9 protein-coding genes are annotated in these 17,785 nt (G+C 72.6%); 8 read left to right on the forward strand and 1 reads right to left on the reverse strand.

The window, feature by feature from the left end; all coding sequences use genetic code 11:
• Window positions 1-21: 21 nt before the first annotated feature.
• From VMF70_09410 to VMF70_09425, 4 genes are all read left to right on the forward strand, one after another.
• Window positions 22-3,099, forward strand: a complete 3,078-nt coding sequence (locus tag VMF70_09410; GenBank protein HTT68235.1) for a PD-(D/E)XK nuclease family protein — start codon at window positions 22-24, stop codon at window positions 3,097-3,099.
• Window positions 3,096-6,323 (forward strand): ATP-dependent DNA helicase, encoded by a 3,228-nt coding sequence (locus VMF70_09415; protein ID HTT68236.1) that lies wholly within the window; start codon window positions 3,096-3,098, stop codon window positions 6,321-6,323. The genes VMF70_09410 and VMF70_09415 overlap by 4 nt, the downstream gene beginning before the upstream one ends.
• 218 nt (window positions 6,324-6,541) lie before the next feature.
• The gene (locus VMF70_09420; GenBank protein ID HTT68237.1) at window positions 6,542-7,420 is read left to right on the forward strand and encodes a type IV toxin-antitoxin system AbiEi family antitoxin domain-containing protein; all 879 of its coding nucleotides are present in this window, start codon (window positions 6,542-6,544) and stop codon (window positions 7,418-7,420) included.
• A gap of 116 nt (window positions 7,421-7,536) precedes the next feature.
• A complete protein-coding gene (locus tag VMF70_09425) occupies window positions 7,537-8,145 on the forward strand; it encodes a hypothetical protein (GenBank protein HTT68238.1) in 609 nt (202 codons plus the stop codon).
• A gap of 94 nt (window positions 8,146-8,239) precedes the next feature.
• Here VMF70_09425 and VMF70_09430 read toward each other — a convergent pair whose 3' ends face one another.
• On the reverse strand, window positions 8,240-9,634 hold the full coding sequence (locus VMF70_09430) for an alpha-L-fucosidase (GenBank protein HTT68239.1): 1,395 nt from the start codon (window positions 9,632-9,634) through the stop codon (window positions 8,240-8,242).
• A 127-nt stretch (window positions 9,635-9,761) separates the two neighbouring features.
• Here VMF70_09430 and VMF70_09435 point away from each other — a divergent pair, with 127 nt between their 5' ends.
• The 4 genes from VMF70_09435 to VMF70_09450 all read left to right on the forward strand — a co-directional run bounded on the left by VMF70_09435 (window position 9,762) and on the right by VMF70_09450 (window position 17,708).
• Window positions 9,762-10,535, forward strand: coding sequence for a c-type cytochrome (locus VMF70_09435; protein ID HTT68240.1), 774 nt, complete (start codon window positions 9,762-9,764; stop codon window positions 10,533-10,535).
• A gap of 78 nt (window positions 10,536-10,613) precedes the next feature.
• Complete coding sequence (locus VMF70_09440) at window positions 10,614-12,002, forward strand: MASE1 domain-containing protein (GenBank protein ID HTT68241.1); 1,389 nt, start codon at window positions 10,614-10,616, stop codon at window positions 12,000-12,002.
• Window positions 12,003-12,316: 314 nt separating this feature from the next.
• Window positions 12,317-14,890 carry a DUF5916 domain-containing protein gene (locus VMF70_09445; GenBank protein ID HTT68242.1) on the forward strand — a complete coding sequence of 858 codons (2,574 nt, stop codon included), beginning with the start codon at window positions 12,317-12,319 and terminating at the stop codon, window positions 14,888-14,890.
• Window positions 14,891-15,110: 220 nt separating this feature from the next.
• The gene (locus VMF70_09450) at window positions 15,111-17,708 is read left to right on the forward strand and encodes a DUF5916 domain-containing protein (protein HTT68243.1); all 2,598 of its coding nucleotides are present in this window, start codon (window positions 15,111-15,113) and stop codon (window positions 17,706-17,708) included.
• Window positions 17,709-17,785 lie beyond the last annotated feature (77 nt).

The following is a 17,785-nucleotide window of genomic DNA, read 5'->3' on the forward strand; positions in this document are numbered from 1 at the left end:
GCCCGCGCGCGGCGTGAGATCGTGCCGAAGCTAGACCTCGTCGTCGGCCGCGACCCCCGCGCGCTCCTCGAGCACGCGGCCGGCGGCTTCCTCGCGCCGCTCCACGGGACGCTCGAGCGGCCGTTCCCCACGCCGCCGTATCTGCTGGCCCTGCGCCAGGGCGGCATCCGCGACGACCTGATCGCACTCGCGGGCGAGCGCGGCGTGCAGGGCTGGTTCGATCCGCCGCTGTGCGTGTTCGGCGAGCTGCCCGAGTGGCTCGGCCGGACGGCCCGCCAGCCGTGCGGCGACTTCGCCCGCGCGGCGCTTCTGGCCGACGTGCTGCGCCGGAGCGCGGGCACCGTGTTCGAGCGGCCCGGCCGGGTCGAGTACTTCCTCGACCACGTCGAGCGCCTGTTCGGCGAGCTGGTGGGCGAGGACGTGGCGCCGGAGCAGCTCCGCGCCGCCCTGGCCACGCTCGCGGGCCGCGACGCGTTCGAGGAGGCGCGCGACCGGGAGCTGGCCGCCGCCTACGCGCTCTACCTCGAGGAGCTGGCGAAGGCCGGCCTGCGCGACGGACGCGACGCGCTGGCCGACAGCGCCCGCGCCATCGCCGCCGACCCGCAGGCGCTCGCCCGGACGCTCGGCGGCCGACGCGAGATCCGCATCTTCGGCCTCGCCGACCTCCGGGGCGGCTGGCGGCCGCTCCTCAGGGCCCTGGCGGCGAGCCCCGTCCTCGACCGCGTCGCCGTCTACAGCGCCGACGCCGTCGCGCTCGAGCCCGCGCTCGCGGGCACCACGACCCGGCTCGAGGGTCGCGCCCCGGTCGCGTCGTTCTCGCTGATCCCCGCGCCCGAGATCGACGGCGAGCTGGAGGCCGTCGCGCTCCGCGTGCGCCGGCTGCTCGACGCCGGCACGCCGCCCGACCGCGTGGCCGTGGTCTCGCGCGACGCCCGGCCCCACATGGACATCGCGCTGCGCGCGCTGGCGCGCTGCGGCGTCCCGGTCACCGCGCGCCGCCGCTACGCCTACCTCGAGATCCCGGTGGTGCGCGCGGTGCTGGCCGTCTTCGCCGCCGCGGCCGAGGGCTGGCCGCGGCACCGGCTGATCGAGCTGGCCGACCAGCCGTACCTGCGCGGCCTCCTCGACGGCCGGATCGTCAACTTCATCGGCTACCGCCGCCGCGTCGAAGGGCTGGCGCGCTGGACGGCCGCGCTGACCGCGCTGGAAGAGGAGGCGAAGGCGCGGGAGGATCCGGCGCGCCGCGACGCGGACGAGCACGCGCGCTGGGTGCCGCCCTCGCGCCGGGTGGCGGAGGCCTCCGCGCGGTTCGCCCGGTTCACCGCGCACGTCGCCGCGCTCGACGGCTCGCGCCCGCTCGCCGAGTGGCTGGCCTGGCTGCAGGCGTTCCTCGCCGCCGACGCCTGGAAGATCCGGGACAAGGCTCGCGACGTGCCCGGCGAGCGGTACGACATCGCGCGGCTCGACCTCGCCGGCTGGCGCGGGCTCGAGCGCATCGTGCGCGAGTGGCGCGAGGCCACGGAGCGGTGGGAGCCGGGGCCGGGAGCCGCACTCGACGTCGCGGCGTTCCACCGGCGGCTGGTGGCGATGCTCGACGCCGACGCCGCCCTGTGGACCGAGTCGGACCGCGGGGTGCGCGTGCTCGAGGGGCTCGCCGCCGCCTACCGCTCCTTCGACCACGTGTTCGTCGTCGGGATGGACGCCGGCCGCTTCCCGAAGCCGATGCCCTCCTCGCCCCTCTACGCCGAGCCCGAGCGCGAGGCGCTGCGCAGGGCGGGCCTCCCGCTCGACCTGCGCGCGGACTGGGACCAGCGCGAGCACGGCCTGTTCCGGGCGCTGGTGGCGGCCGCCGGCCGCTCGCTCACGCTGAGCTACGTCGCGCTGGACGAGTTCGGCGCGCAGCGGATCGAGTCCGCGTTCGTGGAGGAGCTGGGCGCGGCGGCGCGGCGCGAGCCGCTCGAGGGCGAGGCGCTCGACGGCGTGCTCCGCGCCGTGCCGCTCCACCGCGCGCCGGAGGTCGCCGCGCGCGCGCACCATGCCGCCACCGTCGAGGCATCGCGCGCGGCGGGCCTGGAGTCGCCCCACAACGGGCTGGTCACCGACCCGGCGCTGGTGGCGTGGCTGGGCGTGGAGTTCGGCGACGGCCGGCTGTGGAGCCCGACCCAGCTCGAGTCGTACGCCAAGTGCCCGTGGGCCTACTTCTCGGGCCGGCTGCTGCACGTCGAGAAGCTGGAGGACCCGGACGAGGACATCGACCCCATCGAGCGCGGCAACGTGCTCCACGACGCGCTGCGCCGCTTCTACGAGGCGGCGAGGCGGAAGCTGAAGCAACCGGTGCTGCTGCTGCCGGGCACGGAGGAGTGGGCGGTGCCGCTGATGCGCGCCTCGCTGGAGGAGGCGCTGGAGGCGGCGAAGGCGAAGGTGTGGCTCGGCCATCCCGCGCTGGCCGAGGCCAAGCGCCAGGAGCTGCTGCGCATCGTCGAGGACTACCTGGCCTGGGAGATCAAGGACAACGGCCAGCTCGACAGCAAGCGCGCCAAGAAGAGCCTCAGGATCCTGCGCACCGCCGTGGATGCGCACGAGCTGCCGTTCGACGAGGTCGTGCTCGAGCGCGACGGCATCCGGTTCCGGTTCCGCGGCCGGATCGACCGCGTCGAGGTCGGCGTGGACCCGCGGGTGGACGCGCGGGGCTTCGTCGCGGCGGTGGACTACAAGAGCAGCAGGAACGGCGTGCCCGGCGCCGGGGATCCGGCCGCGTGGGACGACGGCGTGATGCTGCAGCTCCCGCTGTACGCGACCGCGCTCCTCTCGCTGATGCCGGACGCGAAGATCTCCCGCGTCGAGTACCGCACGCTGCGGGGCGGCGCGGACAAGGTGCCGCTGCAGCTGGTGGTGGTGGAGGGCGACAAGCTCGCGCTCGACACCGAGGGCGCGGCGCGGATGGGCGGCGCCCTCGACGCCGTGGTGCGCCACGTCACGGCGGTGCGCGGCGGCGCCTTCCCCGTCCGGCCCGCGCCGTCGTGCGGGTGCCCGCCGTTCTGCCACGCGTGGGACATCTGCCGGGTGCCCGGCGGCCCGCGCACCAAGTGGGACCGGTGAAGCTCAACCCGCGGCAGTGGGAGGCCGTGGAGGCGGTGGACCGCCACGTGCTCGTTTCGGCCGGCGCCGGCACGGGCAAGACCAGCACCGTCGTGGGGCGCGTGCTCTACCTGCTCGGCATCGAGGTGCAGGGCCGGCGGCTGCCCGAGGCGGCGCGCCTGGCGATGAGCGACGTGGCCGCGATCACCTACACCGAGGCCGCCGCCGCGGACCTCAAGAAGAAGCTCCGCGTGGCGCTGCGCGAGGCGGGCAGCCCCGGCCTCGCCGCGCAGGTGGATACCTCCCGCATCGGCACGGTGCACGCCTTCTGCCTCGGGGTGCTGCGCGAGTTCGCCCTGCGGATGGACCGCAGCCCGGGCGCCAAGGTCCTCGACGAAGCCGAGGGCGCGGCGCTCGTGGCGGAGGCGGCGAAGGACACACTGCTGGCCTCGCTCGAGGCCGGGGACCTCGAGGGGCTGAACGAGCTGCTGGCCGAGCGGTCGGTGGGCGACGTGGAAGGCTGGACGGCCGCGCTCGCCTCCGACGCCGACCGGCTGGCGCACCTGGCGGCCGGCCACCTGGGCCCGCGGGAGCGGACGCTGGTGGCCCTCGCCGAGCGCGCGCTCGCGGCCGTGCGGCACCGCCTCGACGACCTGGGCGCGCTCGACTTCGACGCGATGATCACGCTGACCCGCGACCTGCTGCGGGACCAGCCGCCGGTGCGCCGCGCGCTGCAGCGCCGGGTGCGCTGCCTGATCGTGGACGAGTTCCAGGACGTGGACCCGGTGCAGAAGGAGATCGCCTACCTCCTGGGCGAGCCCGCGGCCGGCAGGCCGGAGAGCACGCGCCTGATGCTGGTGGGCGACCCCAAGCAGAGCGTGTTCCGGTTCCGGCGCGCCGACGTGACGGTGTGGCGGTCGGTGGAGCGCGAGTTCCGGCAGTGGCGGGAGAAGGGGCAGGCGCTGGTGGTGGCGCTGGAGGAGAACTACCGCAGCGCGCAGCCGATCCTCGGCCTGGTGGAGGCCACCGTGGGGGCCGTGCTCGACTCGCCCCTGGGCGGCTTCGCGCTCGCCGACTTCGAGGTGCCCTACGAGCGCATCACCGCGACGGCGGAGAACCGGACGGTCGAGCCCCGCGTCGAGGTGATCGCCGTGGCGCCGGACGACGCCGGCCGGGCGCGCCGCTACGACTCGGTGCGCGCGCTCGAGGCCCCCGCGGTGGCGCGGCGCGCGCGCGAGCTGGTGGACGCGGGCACGCGGCCCGCCGACATCGCCATCCTGCTCACCTCGTGGGGCGCGATGGAGACCTACCGCGAGGCGCTGCGCGCGGTGGACCTCGAGACCTACGCGCTCCGCTCCGAGGGCTTCCACGAGCGGCGGGAGGTGGTGGACCTGCTGCTCGCGCTCGAGGCGATCGCCGATCCCAACGACGACCGGGCGTTCCTGGGCTTCCTGCGGAGCCCGTTCGTCGCCGTGAGGGACGAGACCTTGCTCGCCATCGCGCGCGCCGGCCGGACGCCGTACTGGCGCGGCCTGGCGGCGCCGGCGGGCGGCGGCGGCGCGGGCGAGCCGCGCGAGCTGCCCGGCGGCGAGCCGGAGCTGCTCGAGCGGGGCCTCGCCCTGCTGGGCCGGTTCGCCGGGCTGCGCGACCGGGTGAGCGCCGACGCGCTGCTCGAGGAGCTGCTGGTGGAGTCCGGCTACCTCGCGCACCTGCGCCTGCTGGGCGAGGAGAAGCGGCGGGCCGAGGCCAACGTGAAGAAGTTCCTGCGCCTGCTGCGCCGCCTGAGGGCGACCACCGTCGGCGAGGCGATCCGCGCCGTCCGCGCCCAGCGCGACAGCGAGGAAACGCACGAGGGCGACGCCCCGCTGCTGGGCGGGGCGCGGAACGCGATCACCGTCACGTCGGTCCACAGCGCCAAGGGCCTGGAGTGGCCGGTGGTGTTCTGGTGCGACCTGGTGCGGGCGGGGCTCGGGCGGGAGGGCGGCGAGCTGGTGGTCTCGCGCAACCTGCTCGCCCTGAAGCCGCGGGACGAGAACGACCCGGCCAAGGCCGCCTACGACGCGGCGCACGCCGCCGAGCGGGAGGAGCTGGCCGCGGAGCACCGGCGCGTCTGGTACGTCGCGGCCACGCGGGCCCGGGACCGGCTGATCCTCTGCGGCGTGCCGCTCGGGGCCAAGGCCAGGTCGGACGTGGGCGCGTCGCCCGGCCAGGCCTTCATCCAGCGCCTCGGGCTGGGCCCGGCCGCCACGTCGGGAAGCCTGGACTACGCCGACCGCGACGGGGTGGCCTACCAGGCGGAGGTCACCGTGGTCGGCCTGCCGGAAGGCCCCGCGCTGGTCGAGACCGCCGCGCCGCCCCCCGTCGCCGCCGCGGCCGCGCTGCCGGCGCCGCTCGCGGCCATCCCGGTGGCCGCCGGCCGCCGGCGCCACTCCGCCACCGAGCTGATGGCGTTCTCCCGCTGTCCGCGCCGCCACTGGTTCCGCTACGTGGCCGGCGTCCCCGAGCCCGAGGTCGAGCGCGGCGGCGCCGAGTTCATCTCCGCCGTCAAGCGCGGCCAGATCGTGCACGACGTGCTCGAGCGGCTGCGCGAGGACGACGAGCTGGAGCAGGTGCTCGAGGAGGCCATCGGCCGCTGGGACCGCGAGGCGCCGCCGCCGGAGGGCCGCCGGGGCTCGGCCTACCGCAGGCACCTGCGGGAGGAGGTCGAGCGGGTCGCCGGACATCCGCAGTACCGCGCCATCGCCGACCTGCCCACCGCGCGGCGGGAGCTGGCGTTCACCCACCTGCTCGGCAGCGGGACGGGCAAGGGCGAGAGGACCGTGGCCGGGGCCGGAGCCGGGTTCGGGGCCGACGCCTATACACAGGGCGCGATGGACCTCGCCGCGCTGCGGCTGGACGGCCTGGTGCTGGTGGACGTGAAGACCAGCCAGCTCAACGCCGAGGCCGCGAAGAAGCGCGCGGCGGACTACGCGCCCCAGCGCGACGTCTACGTGGCGGCGGCGGAGGCCATCTCGGGCCTCAGCGTATCGGAGTTCGCGATCCAGTTCTCGCGCGCGGGCACCCAGGTGTCGGAGGCCCTGACGCCCGAGGCGCGCACGGCCCTCGACGCCGAGCTGGGCACGGCCGTCGCCGCCATCGAGTCCGGCGAGCGGTCGCTCACCCCCCACGCCTGGGAATGCCGGTTCTGCGGCTACAAGCGGGTGGGCTGGTGTCCGGGCGCGCCCAGGGAGCCGAAGGAGGAGTGAGGCCGGCCGACGGGGGGCCACGGCCGCTCGCCGCGGCCGCGCCCTGCGCCACCGGGGGCTCCCACGCCGGTGGTAGCATGGTGAACACGGTCGGAACATCATAGCGACATCATATATTGTGGCGTCAGCTTACATCGCATTCAGCTGGTATGGACGCTAATTATATACATCTATATTTCTAGCGCATAAAGTGTCATACTGTGGTGTGGCGAGGCGCGATGGCTGACGCGGAGACGCCCAGAGGCGGACTCGGCAGGACCGAGCGCGAGGTCCTGGGTCTTCTGGCCGCCCTTGGCCGGCCGACCGTCGGCGCTGCGCACGTGATGGCGGCCCACCCGATGAGCCGGTCGGCGGCGAACCTGCTCCTCTCGCGTCTGGCGCGGAAGGGCTGGCTCCGCCGCGTGCGCCGGGGGGCCTACGGTGTCGTGCCGCTCTCCTCGAGTGCCGCCGAGCCGCCGCTGGAGGACCCCTTCGAGGTGGCGATGCAGCTGTTCGGGCCGTGCTACGTCTCCGGCTGGTCGGCGGCGGAGCACTGGGGCCTCACCGAGCACCACTGCCCGGCGGTGACGGTCTTCAGCGCGAAGCCGCAGCGGCGAGGCATGCTGGAGATCGGCGGCGTGAGCTACCGGGTCCGGCGGGTGCGCCGCGACACGATCTTCGGCACGACGCGGGTGCGGGCCGCGCCGGTGCCCATCGAGATGGCGGACATCCACCGCACCATCATCGACGTGCTCGACGCGCCGGAGATGGGCGGCGGCGGGCCGCACGTGATCGACATCGTCGAGGCCTACCTGGAGCGGGCCGAGGCGGATCCGCAGGTCCTGCTCCAGTACGCGGTCCGCCTCGGACGGGGCACCGTATTCAAGCGCCTGGGCCTGGCGGCGGAGATGGCGGGCCGGGCGGATGAAGGGTGGCTGCTGGTGTGCCGCGACCTCCTGACGGCCGGCGTGTCGCTGTTCGATCCGGCGGGCGAGCTCTCCGGGCCCATCGTGTCGCGGTGGCGGATCCGGCTCAACATTCCGCTCGAGCCCGACGACGAGGGCGGCCCCGCGGCGGACGCCGGCGACGCCGGGACGGACGGCCAACCCCCCGCTTGACAGACGGGTCGCCCGACGACACTGTAGGTGCAATCTCCGACAAGCTTTATCCCGTTGCTCCGTGGCCGCCGGTGCCGTCCCCGGCCCGTGGCGGCCGTCACTCACCAGGAGGCCGAATGCACCGTGTCCTCACCCCGGCCCTCGCCGTCGTCGCACTCGCTGTCGCGACGACGGCCTGGGCCCAGATGGAGCATCCCGCCGGCATGTCGCACCAGCAGGTGGTCGAGGCCGCGATGGCGGGCGGGCCCGCCTCGGTCAGCCGCGACGCGACGATCGGCTGGGTGGATTCCACCGGCACTCTCCACCAGGTGCAGGCGGGCACGAACGGGTTCACCTGCTTCATCGCACGGCCGGACCCGTTCCGGGGAGCGGTGTGCGCCGACCAGAACGCGATGTCGTTCTTCATGGCGATGATGCACGGCCAGCCGGCTCCGCCGGCGATGAGCGCGCCGGGCATCTCGTACATGGCGCAGGGCGGCACGCACTTCGAGGACGCCCAGGGCAACATCCTGATGGAGCACGAGCTGAGCCCGCACGCGGCGGGGTCGCACCGGGTTCAGGAGCCGCCGCACTGGATGATGATGTGGCACTTCGACGCCGCGACGAGCGGACTGCCGACCAAGGAGAACGCGTCGGGCGTGTACATCATGTTCGCCGGCACGCCGTACGCGCACCTGATGATCTATCAGGATCCGAACAAGCTGGGGACGCCCGCCCGGATGTAGTCGCGGGTCCGTGAGCATGGAAGACCGGAGCCCCGTCGCGACGCGCGGCGGGGCTCTTTCCTTCGCCCCAATCCCAAACCCCAAACCCCGTCTCTTACTCCACCTCGGGCGTCCCGTCGAACTCCAGCACCACCACCGAGCACACCGGATCTGGCGCGTTGCGCGGCAGGACGAGGCTCTGCGGCGCGCCCGGTCCGCCGCCCGGGACCGGGATCGGCGTCTTCGCGGGATCGGCGAGCAGGTACGCCGAGCGGATCGGCGTCTTGAGCCCGGGCAGGGGAAACGGCGGGACCTCGGGCCAGTCGGTCACGAACACGAAGATCCGGTTGCCCCTGGTGGTCGAGCGGAACGGCGCCCTGGCGAACAGGGAGGCCGTGGTGCCGTAGATCGCGTCGCCGTTCGCCTTCATCCACCGGCCGATCGCCGCCAGGCGCTCGACGCTCTCGTCGGGGAAGGTGCCGTCGGCCCTCGGCCCGATGTTGAGCAGCAGGTTGCCGCCCTTCGACGCCGTCTCGACCAGCAGGCCGATCAGCGCGGGCACCGACTTGAAGTTGTGGTCGGCCGCGCAGTAGCCCCAGTGGTCGTTCATCGTGATGCACGACTCCCAGTCCACGCCCGGCAGGCCGGTGGCCGGAATCTCCTGCTCCGGCGTGCGGAAGTCGCCCAGCTCCTGCGCGATCGGCGCCTGCGACCACCCCTCCACGCGGTTGTTGACGATCACGCCCGGCTCGAGCCGGCGGCACTCGTCGTAGAGCGCCTTGCCCATCTCGTGCGTCCAGGTCTGCTCCCACTGCCCGTCGAACCACATCACGCCGATCTCGCCGTAGTTCTTCAGGAGCTGCTCGACCGAGCCGTGCAGGTAGCGGACGTAGCGCGAGAACCGCGCCCCGTCCACCGGCCGCGTCGCGGCCTCCCAGTCGCGCCGCGGCAGCCAGTCCGGATGGTGCCAGTCCATGATGGAGTGGTACCAGCACTGGTGCAGGCCGGCGCGGCGGCTGGCGTCGGCCATCAGCGCCATGATGTCGTGCCGGTAGGGCGTCGAGCGGATGCAGAAGTCGGTGAGCCGGTTGTCGAACAGGCAGAAGCCGTCGTGGTGCTTGCTCGTGATGGTCACGTACTTCATGCCCGCGTCCTTCGCCATCCCGACCCACGCGTCGGCGTCGAACTTCACCGGGTTGAAGCGGCCGACCAGCCGGTCGTAGGTGGCCAGCGGGATGTGCGCGGAGTTGCGGATCCACTCCGCGTAGTCGGTGCGGCCCATCCACTCGCCGGCCAGGATCGAATACAGCCCCCAGTGGAGGAACATCCCGAACCGGGCCTCGCGCCACCACGCCATCCGCCGGTCGTCGGCGGTCGGGAGGAGGCGGGTGAGGGCGCCGGGCCGCCCGAGGGGGCCGCCACCATATGGAAGGAAGGAGGGCAGGGGGAGGGCGGCCGCACCGAGCGCCGCGGCACCGCCCCGCACGAAGCTTCGCCGCGTGATGTCCATCCGGCCATTAGACCACGTTCGGCCCGGACCCGCAAGCGCGCCCGGCCCCAGCGCCCCGGCCCCGCCCCCTGGACCCCGGCCCCGGGCCCCGCCAGCTTTCCGCGTCCCCAACCACGAGATCGCACCGATGCGCCTCGCCGTCGCGCAGCTCGCCGCCGCGCCGCTCGTCGTCGTTCTGCTGGCCGCCGTCGCGCCGCCCGCCGCGCGCGCCCAGGGACGGTTTCCCCCCGACTCGCTGGTGAACCTCAAGTACTTCCCCAGGACCATCGCGGTGCGGGACCTGATCGACAGCATGCGCTTCTTCACCTTCGCGCTCGGCGTGCGGTGCCAGTTCTGCCACGTGGGTCGCGAAGGCATGCCGCTCGACTCGTTCAACTTCCGCTCCGACAGCCTGCGCACCAAGCGCGCCGCGCGGGTGATGCTCGACATGGTGCGCCACGTCAACGACGAGCACCTCGCGGACGTGCCCGAGCGGCCCGAGCCGCACGTGGTGGTGACGTGCGTGACCTGCCACCGCGGGGTCAGCCGGCCCTTCGATCTGGGGACCGTCCTGATCCAGGCCGCGCGCGCGGCGGGCGTGGACTCGGCCATCCGGGCCTATCGCGCGCTGCGGGAGCGGTACTACGGCCGCGCCGCGTACGACTTCGGTGAAGCCAGCCTGAGCGCGGTGGCGGAAGGCCTCGTGGCCGACCGCCGGTTCGACGACGCCGTGGCCGTGCTGCGGCTCAACGCGCAGTACTTCCCCAGCTCGCCGCAGATTCCGACCCGGCTGGGCGAGGCGTTCCTGGCCAAGGGCGACACGGCCGACGCCATCGCGAGCTACCGCCAGGCGCTCCAGGCGGACCCCCGGAACCCGTTGGCGCACCGTCGCTTGACCCAGCTGGGGGTCGCGCCGAACTAGGGAGAACTCCTCCGCCGGCCCGCGGCCCTCGGCTTGCGCCGCCCGAACCCCCCGTCAATCTTGCGTGTCGGGGAGGCCATGATCGTTCTGAGTCGGCGGACCCGCGAAGCGGCGACCTACGTGGCGCTGACGGCCCTCTACTTCGTGGCGGGCCGGCTGGGGCTGCTGCTGGCGTTCGGCCATCCCGGCGCCACCACGGTGTGGCCTCCCGCGGGCCTCGCGCTCGCGGCCTTCCTGCTCCTGGGCAACCGGGTCTGGCCGGCCATCTACGTCGGCGCGTTCCTCGTGAGCCTCACCCACGGGGGCGGGTTCATCCCCTCGCTGTTCATCGCCACCGGCAACACCTGGGAAGGGCTGATCGGCGCGTACCTGCTGCAGCGGTTCGCCAACGGCCGCCAGGCGTTCGACCGCTCGCGCGACGTGCTGCGCTACACCTTCCTCGTCGCCCTCGGCAGCACGCTGATCGGCGCCACCTTCACCGCCACGAGCCTCACCCTGGCGGGGGCCGCGCGGTGGTCGAGCTACTACGCCACCTGGCTCACCTGGTGGCTGGGCGACGCGAGCGGCGACTTCGTGGTGGCGCCGCTGATCCTGCTGTGGGCCCGCGACTACGGCATCCGCTGGGACACGCGCCGCGTGATCGAGGCCGGGATGCTGGGCGCGTTCTCGGTGCTGGTCGCGCTGGTCGTGTTCGGGCGCCTGTTCCCGACCTACGAGGTGGACTACCCGCTCTCGTTCCTCCCGATGCCGGTGTTCATCTGGGCGGCGTTCCGCTTCGACCGGCGGGGTGCGGCGGTCAGCGTGGCCATCGTGTACGTGGTCGCCGTCATCGGCACGCTGCGGGGCTACGGGCCGTTCGCCCCGTTCCCCTGGAACCACTCGCTGGTCTACCTGCAGGTGTTCACCTGCGTCTCCTCGGTCACCGCGCTGATGCTGGCCGCGGTGGTGCTGGAGCGGCGCCAGGTCGAGGACCAGCTGCGGGTCCTGGCGGTGAGCGATCCGCTGACCGGGCTGTCGAACTACGGCCACCTGGTGGACGTGCTCGAGGGCGAGGTCCAGCGGTCGCTGCGCACCGAGCGGCAGTTCACGGTCCTGTTCCTCGACATGGACCACCTGAAGATGATCAACGACCGCTACGGCCACCTGGTCGGCAGCCGGGCGCTGTGCCGCATCGCCGAGGTGCTGCGGACGGCCTGCCGCTCGATCGACACCGCGGCGCGCTACGGCGGCGACGAATTCGCCCTGGTGCTCCCCGAGTCGGACGAGGCGGCCGGCCAGCTGGTCGCCGCCCGCGTCGCCGAGCTGCTCGCGGCCGACACGCGGCAGCCCCCGGTGAGCGTGAGCACCGGCATCGCCGCGTATCCCAAGGACGGCACCAGCGCCGAGGCGCTGGTGGCCGCCGCCGACCGGATGCTGTACGCCGCGAAGCACCGCGCCCGTCACCAGGAGCGGTCACTGTCCCGCTGAAGGGACGGCCCCGCCGCGGGGCCGTCCATCCCGGGTCCGCCGTCCCCCGCGGCGCCGCCCCCTCCGCCGTCTCCCGCGCGCCGCCGCCGCCGCCGTCTCCCGCGCGCCGCCGCCGCCGCCGTCTCCCGCGGCGCCACCCCCTCCGCCGTCCCCCGCGCGCCGCCGCCGCCGTGTTGAAACCGTCCAACCATTCCGCTCCGTACGGTGTCCTACGTGTGTAGTCGCCGGGGCGCGCGCGCCAGCCGCTTGACAGTCCGGCCGCGTTGCTGAATATTCAGCATACTGCTAAAATTTCAGCATACGAGGACACCACGATGCTCGGCGTCGCCGCGCTGTTGACTCTCGGGCTGAGCCTGCAGGGACCGGAGAAGACGACGGGCCGGGTGGATCCCCCGGCGGCGCCGCCGGCGGCGGTCGTGACCGCGACCTCGGCGATGGCGGTGCGCGCCGCGCGGGCGCCGGTGATCGACGGCCGGGACGACGACCCGGTGTGGGCGACGGCGCCGGTCATCTCGGCCTTCACCGACTGGCAGCCCACGGAGGGGAAGACGCCGCGCTTCCGCACCGAGGCGAAGGTGGCCTACGACGCGGCCAACCTGTACGTGTTCGTGCGCTGCTTCGACCCGCACCCCGACAGCATCATCCGCATCCTGGAGCGGCGCGACACCTTCACGCCCAGCGACATGGTGTGGCTGTTCATCGATTCCTACCACGACCGGCGCACCGGCTACGAGTTCGGCGTGAACGCGGCGGGGGTGAAGATCGACCAGGCCATCTCCGACGGGAACAACGAGGACGGCGCGTGGGACGGGGTGTGGGACGTGGCGACCCGGATCGACTCGCTGGGCTGGACGGCGGAGTACCGGATCCCGCTCTCGCAGCTGCGGTTCGGCACGTCGCGCGAACACACGTTCGGCTTCACCATCGACCGCGACATCTACCGCTACAACGAGCGACTGAGCTGGCCGCCGTTCAGCCAGGCCAAGCCGGACATGGTGTCCCAATTCGGCGCGCTGACGGGGCTGGACGACCTGCAGGCGCCGCGCCGGCTGGAGATGGCGCCGTACCTGGTGACGAAGAACGCGTCGGTGATCACCAACAACACGTACGACCGCGCGTCGCACGGCACCGTCGGCGGCGACCTCAAGTACCGGGTGGCCAGCAACCTGACGCTCGACGCGACGATCAACCCGGATTTCGGGCAGGTCGAGGCCGATCCGGCGGTGCTGAACCTCACCGCGTACGAGTCGTTCTTCAACGAGCTGCGGCCGTTCTTCGTGGCGGGGCGCGGGCTGTTCCAGTTCAACGTCAACTGCAGCTCGGTCAACTGCAGCAACGAGGAGCTGTTCTACAGCCGCCGGATCGGGCGCACGCCCGAGCTGGCCGGCACCTACGGGGACACGACGCCGCTCCAGCCCACCACCATCCTGGGCGCGGCCAAGCTCACCGGCCGGCTGCCGGGCGGCCTCACGCTCGGCGTGCTGGACGCGGCGACCGAGCGGTCCAGCCTGGCGGGCGACACGACCACCGAGCCGGCCGCGAACTTCGCGGTGGTGAGGCTGCGGCAGGACCTCCGGAACGGCGGGGCCAGCATCGGCGGCATGGTGACCGCCGTGAACCGGGGCCTCGACCGGTTCACCTCGCCGTACATGGACCGGAGCGCCTACGTGGGCGCGGTGGACTTCCGCAACCGGCTGTTCAAGAACACGTACGAGATCTCGGGCTCGGTGGATGCGAGCCGGGTCGAGGGGACGCCGGCGGCCATCGCGGCCATCCAGACCGACGCGGTGCACTACTACCAGCGCCCCGACGCGGGCCTCCCGCTCGACACCACGCGCACCAGCCTCGCCGGCGACGCCGAGGAGCTGCACTTCAGCAAGGTGGGCGGCCAGCACGTGATGTTCGAGTCGGCCTACATGCGCCGCTCGGCCGGCTTCGAGCCCAACGACCTCGGCTACCTGCAGCGCGCCGACCAGCAGAGCTGGGCCACCTGGGCCGGGTACTTCGACCGGCACCAGCGCAGCTGGTACAACCGTCTCCAGTGGAACTTCAACTGGTGGCAGTACTGGACCACGAAGGGCCTGCCGCTCGAGGCCGCGGCCAACACGAACGTCCACATCACGCTCAAGAACAACATGACGGTCAACCTCGGCGGCACGTGGGGACAGCTGGGCACGACGTACGACGACCGCAGCGCGCGCGGCGGGCCGGCCATCCGGCAGGATCCCTACTTCGGGCCGTGGGGCGGCATCACGGGCGACGACCGGAAGTCGATCGTGCCGTACTTCTGGGTCAACTACTGGAAGGGCGACGCCGGCCGCAACGAATCGCTGAGCCTCCAACCCGAGGTCGACTTCAAGACCGCGGGCCGGTTCAGCAGCGCGCTGTCGCTGAACTGGAGCCGCAACGTCTACGACAATCAGTGGTACGGCAACTTCACCGACTCGCTGGCGGTGACGCACTACACCTTCGCCCACCTGCGCGAGACCACCACGGGCGTGACGCTGCGCCTCAACTACACCTTCACGCCCAGCATCTCGCTCCAGGTGTACGCGCAGCCGTTCATCGCCAAGGGCACGTACACGAACGTGCGCCAGCTCAGCGCCACGCCGCGCGCGGCGAGCTACGCCGACCGCTACGCGGCCTACGGCGACACGTCGGTCACCGGCAATCCGGGCGGGTTCAACTTCAAGGAATTCCAGTCCAACGTGGTGTTCCGCTGGGAGTACCGGCCGGGCTCGACGCTGTTCGTGGTGTGGAACGAAGGACGGCAGGGCTCGACGCCGCTCGAGGGCAGCAACAGCTACCAGGGCGACGTGCGCGACCTGTTCCGGCTGCACCCGATGAACACCTTCCTGGTGAAGATGTCGTACTGGCTGAACTGGTAAGCGCAGGGTGCAGGGTGTGAGAGTGTAGCCCGTCGCGGACTCCACACTCTCCACCCTGCACCCCACCGCCACTCCGTCGCGATCGCTCGCCGCAATTCAGACCGTCTTCGTCGACGATCCATCAAGCCACTCCAGGCGTGAAACTTGCCGGCCGTCGCGCGTCGTAGGGTGTCTCAGTCGGGGCACGCGGTTCGCTCGCACCTCAACGGTCGAGTACACGATGGTCGGCTTCCTGACGCTGCTCCTCATCCCGCAAGGCGCGATCGTGCCGCCGCAGGCTGCCGGCGGCGACTCGCTGCCGCCGGCGGCGGTGGCGGCAACGGCCACGACGGCGGTGGCGGTGGCGGCCGCGCGGCCGCCCGTGATCGACGGGAAGGACGACGACGCGGTGTGGCAACTCGCGCCGGCGATCACGCAGTTCAAGGAATGGCAGCCGACGGAGGGGAAGGACTCGCGGTTCCCCACCGTGGCGAAGGTGGCCTACGACGCCGCGAACCTGTACGTGTTCGTGCGCGCCTACGATCCGCATCCCGACAGCATCGTGCGGCTGCTGGACCGGCGCGACGCCTGGCCGCCCTGCGACCACGTCGGCATCCTGGTGGACTCCTACCACGACCGCCGCAACGGCTTCGAGTTCTTCGTCACGCCCTCCGGGGTGAAGATGGACCAGGCCATCTACGACGACCGCGAGGACGGCGCGTGGGACGCGGTGTGGGACGTGGCGACGCGGATCGACTCGCTGGGCTGGACGGCCGAGTTCCGGATCCCGCTGTCGCAGCTGCGCTACGGGTCGCAGCGGAGCCACACCTTCGGGCTGCTGGTGATCCGCGACATCTACCGCTACAGCGAGCGCACCGCGTGGCCGCAGATCAGCCAGGCGAAGGCCGGCATGGTGGTGCAGTTCGGCGAGCTGACGGGCCTCGACGACCTGGCGGCCCCGCGGCGGCTCGAGGCGGCGCCGTACGTGGTCGCGAAGAACGCGTCCGACGGTCCCGACGCGGGCTGGACGCGCGCCTCGCACGCCTCGGTGGGCGCCGACCTCAAGTACCGGGTGGCGTCGAACCTGACGCTCGACGCGACCGTGAACCCGGACTTCGGGCAGGTCGAAGCCGACCCGTCGGTGCTGAACCTCACCGCGTACGAGACCTTCTACGACGAGCGGCGGCCGTTCTTCGTGGCGGGCCGCGGCCTGTTCCGGTTCGACGTGAACTGCAACGACGTCAACTGCAACAGCGAGGGCCTGTACTACAGCCGGCGCATCGGCCGCACGCCGCAGCTGGGCGGGCTGTACGGGGCGGACGGTCTGCAGCAGCCGACCACGATCCTCGGCGCGGCGAAGCTCACCGGCCGGCTGCCGGGCGGCGTGGCGATCGGCTTCATGGACGCGGTCACCGACCGCGCGACCCGGCAGTTCGACACCCTGCTCGCGACGACCGAGCCGGCGACGAACTACGCGGCGCTGCGGCTCCGTCGCGACTCCCGCGACGGCGGCAGCGGCGTGGGCCTGATGCTGACCGCCGTGAACCGCGCGCTCGACGGGTTCAGCGCGCCGTACCTGGGGCGCGATGCGTACGTCGGCGCCGTGGACTTCCGGCACCGGTTCGCCAGCAACACCTACGAGGTGTCGGGATCGCTCGACGCCAGCCGGGTGGCGGGGAGCGCCTCGGCCATCGCCGGCATCGAGACCGATGCGGTCCACTACTACCAGCGTCCCGGCTCGGGGCTCCCGCTCGACACCACGGGCGGCCGCGCGGTCGCGACCCTGAGCACCGTCCTCGGCGGCGACGCCGAGGAGCTGAAGCTCGGCAAGGTGGCGGGCGCGCACGTCAACTTCGAGACCAGCTACCAGCGCCGCTCGGCGGGCTTCGAGATCAACGACCTGGGCTACCTGCAGCGCGCCGACCAGCAGTCGTGGAGCACCTGGGTGGGTTTCTACGACCGCAAGCTGCGACCGCTGTACCAGTCGTTCCAGTGGAACTTCAACTGGTGGCAGTACTGGACCACGGCGGGGCTGCCGCAGGAGCGCGCGTTCAACAGCAACGCGCACGTCACGCTCCGCAACCACTGGGGGGTCAACGCCGGCGGCACCGTCGGGCAGATCGGCGGGACATACGACGACCGCAGTGCGCGCGGCGGTCCGGCGTTTCGCGTCAGCCCCTACGTGGCGCCCTGGGTGTACGTCACGGGCGACGACCGGCGGCCCGTGGTGCCGATGCTGTCCATCAACTACGCGGCGGGCGATGCGGGCCACTCGCACAGCCTCGATTTCGGCCCCGAGGTGGACTTCAAGGTGGCGTCGCGCCTCAACGGCTCGATCGCGACGCACTTCAGCCGCAGCCACAACGACATCCAGTGGTTCGGGCTCTATCCCGACTCGGGCGGGGTGAACCGGTACACCTTCGCGCACCTCGCGCAGACCACCAGCACGGTGACGCTGCGCCTCAACTACACGTTCACCGCGACGACGTCGCTGCAGGTCTACGCGCAGCCGTTCATCTCCAAGGGCACCTGGAGCAACGTGCGCCAACTGTCGGGCACGCCGCAGGCGGCGCGCTACGACGATCGCTACCAGCCGTTCACGGGGCCGGCGCTGGCCACGGCCGACCCGGGGTTCAACTACAAGGCGTTCCAGTCGAACGTCGTATTCCGCTGGGAGTACCGGCCCGGCTCCACGCTGTTCCTGGTGTGGAACGAGGGACGCCAGGGCTACGCGGGGGCGGAGGGCACCAACGGGTACAGCGGCGACCTGCGCGACCTGTTCCGGGTCCGCCCGCTGAACACCTTTTTGGTGAAGTGGTCGTACTGGCTGAATCCGTGAGAAGCTGGGGATTGGGGGTTGGGGTCCAACCCCCAACCCCTGACTCTCGGCTTCATCGGGGCCGCCTTCCGTAGGCG

It is taken from the genome of Gemmatimonadales bacterium, from assembly GCA_035502185.1.
Taxonomy (GTDB): domain Bacteria; phylum Gemmatimonadota; class Gemmatimonadetes; order Gemmatimonadales; family JACORV01; genus Fen-1245.

What these genes read in the sequence shown, in the direction of transcription:
- VMF70_09420 (HTT68237.1), top strand. Translation starts at nt 6,542, where the DNA reads ATGGCTGACGCGGAGACGCCCAGAGGCGGACTCGGCAGGACCGAGCGC.
- VMF70_09425 (HTT68238.1), top strand. Translation starts at nt 7,537, where the DNA reads ATGCACCGTGTCCTCACCCCGGCCCTCGCCGTCGTCGCACTCGCTGTC.
- VMF70_09430 (HTT68239.1), bottom strand. Translation starts at nt 9,634, where the DNA reads ATGGACATCACGCGGCGAAGCTTCGTGCGGGGCGGTGCCGCGGCGCTC.
- VMF70_09435 (HTT68240.1), top strand. Translation starts at nt 9,762, where the DNA reads ATGCGCCTCGCCGTCGCGCAGCTCGCCGCCGCGCCGCTCGTCGTCGTT.
- VMF70_09440 (HTT68241.1), top strand. Translation starts at nt 10,614, where the DNA reads ATGATCGTTCTGAGTCGGCGGACCCGCGAAGCGGCGACCTACGTGGCG.
- VMF70_09445 (HTT68242.1), top strand. Translation starts at nt 12,317, where the DNA reads ATGCTCGGCGTCGCCGCGCTGTTGACTCTCGGGCTGAGCCTGCAGGGA.
- VMF70_09450 (HTT68243.1), top strand. Translation starts at nt 15,111, where the DNA reads ATGGTCGGCTTCCTGACGCTGCTCCTCATCCCGCAAGGCGCGATCGTG.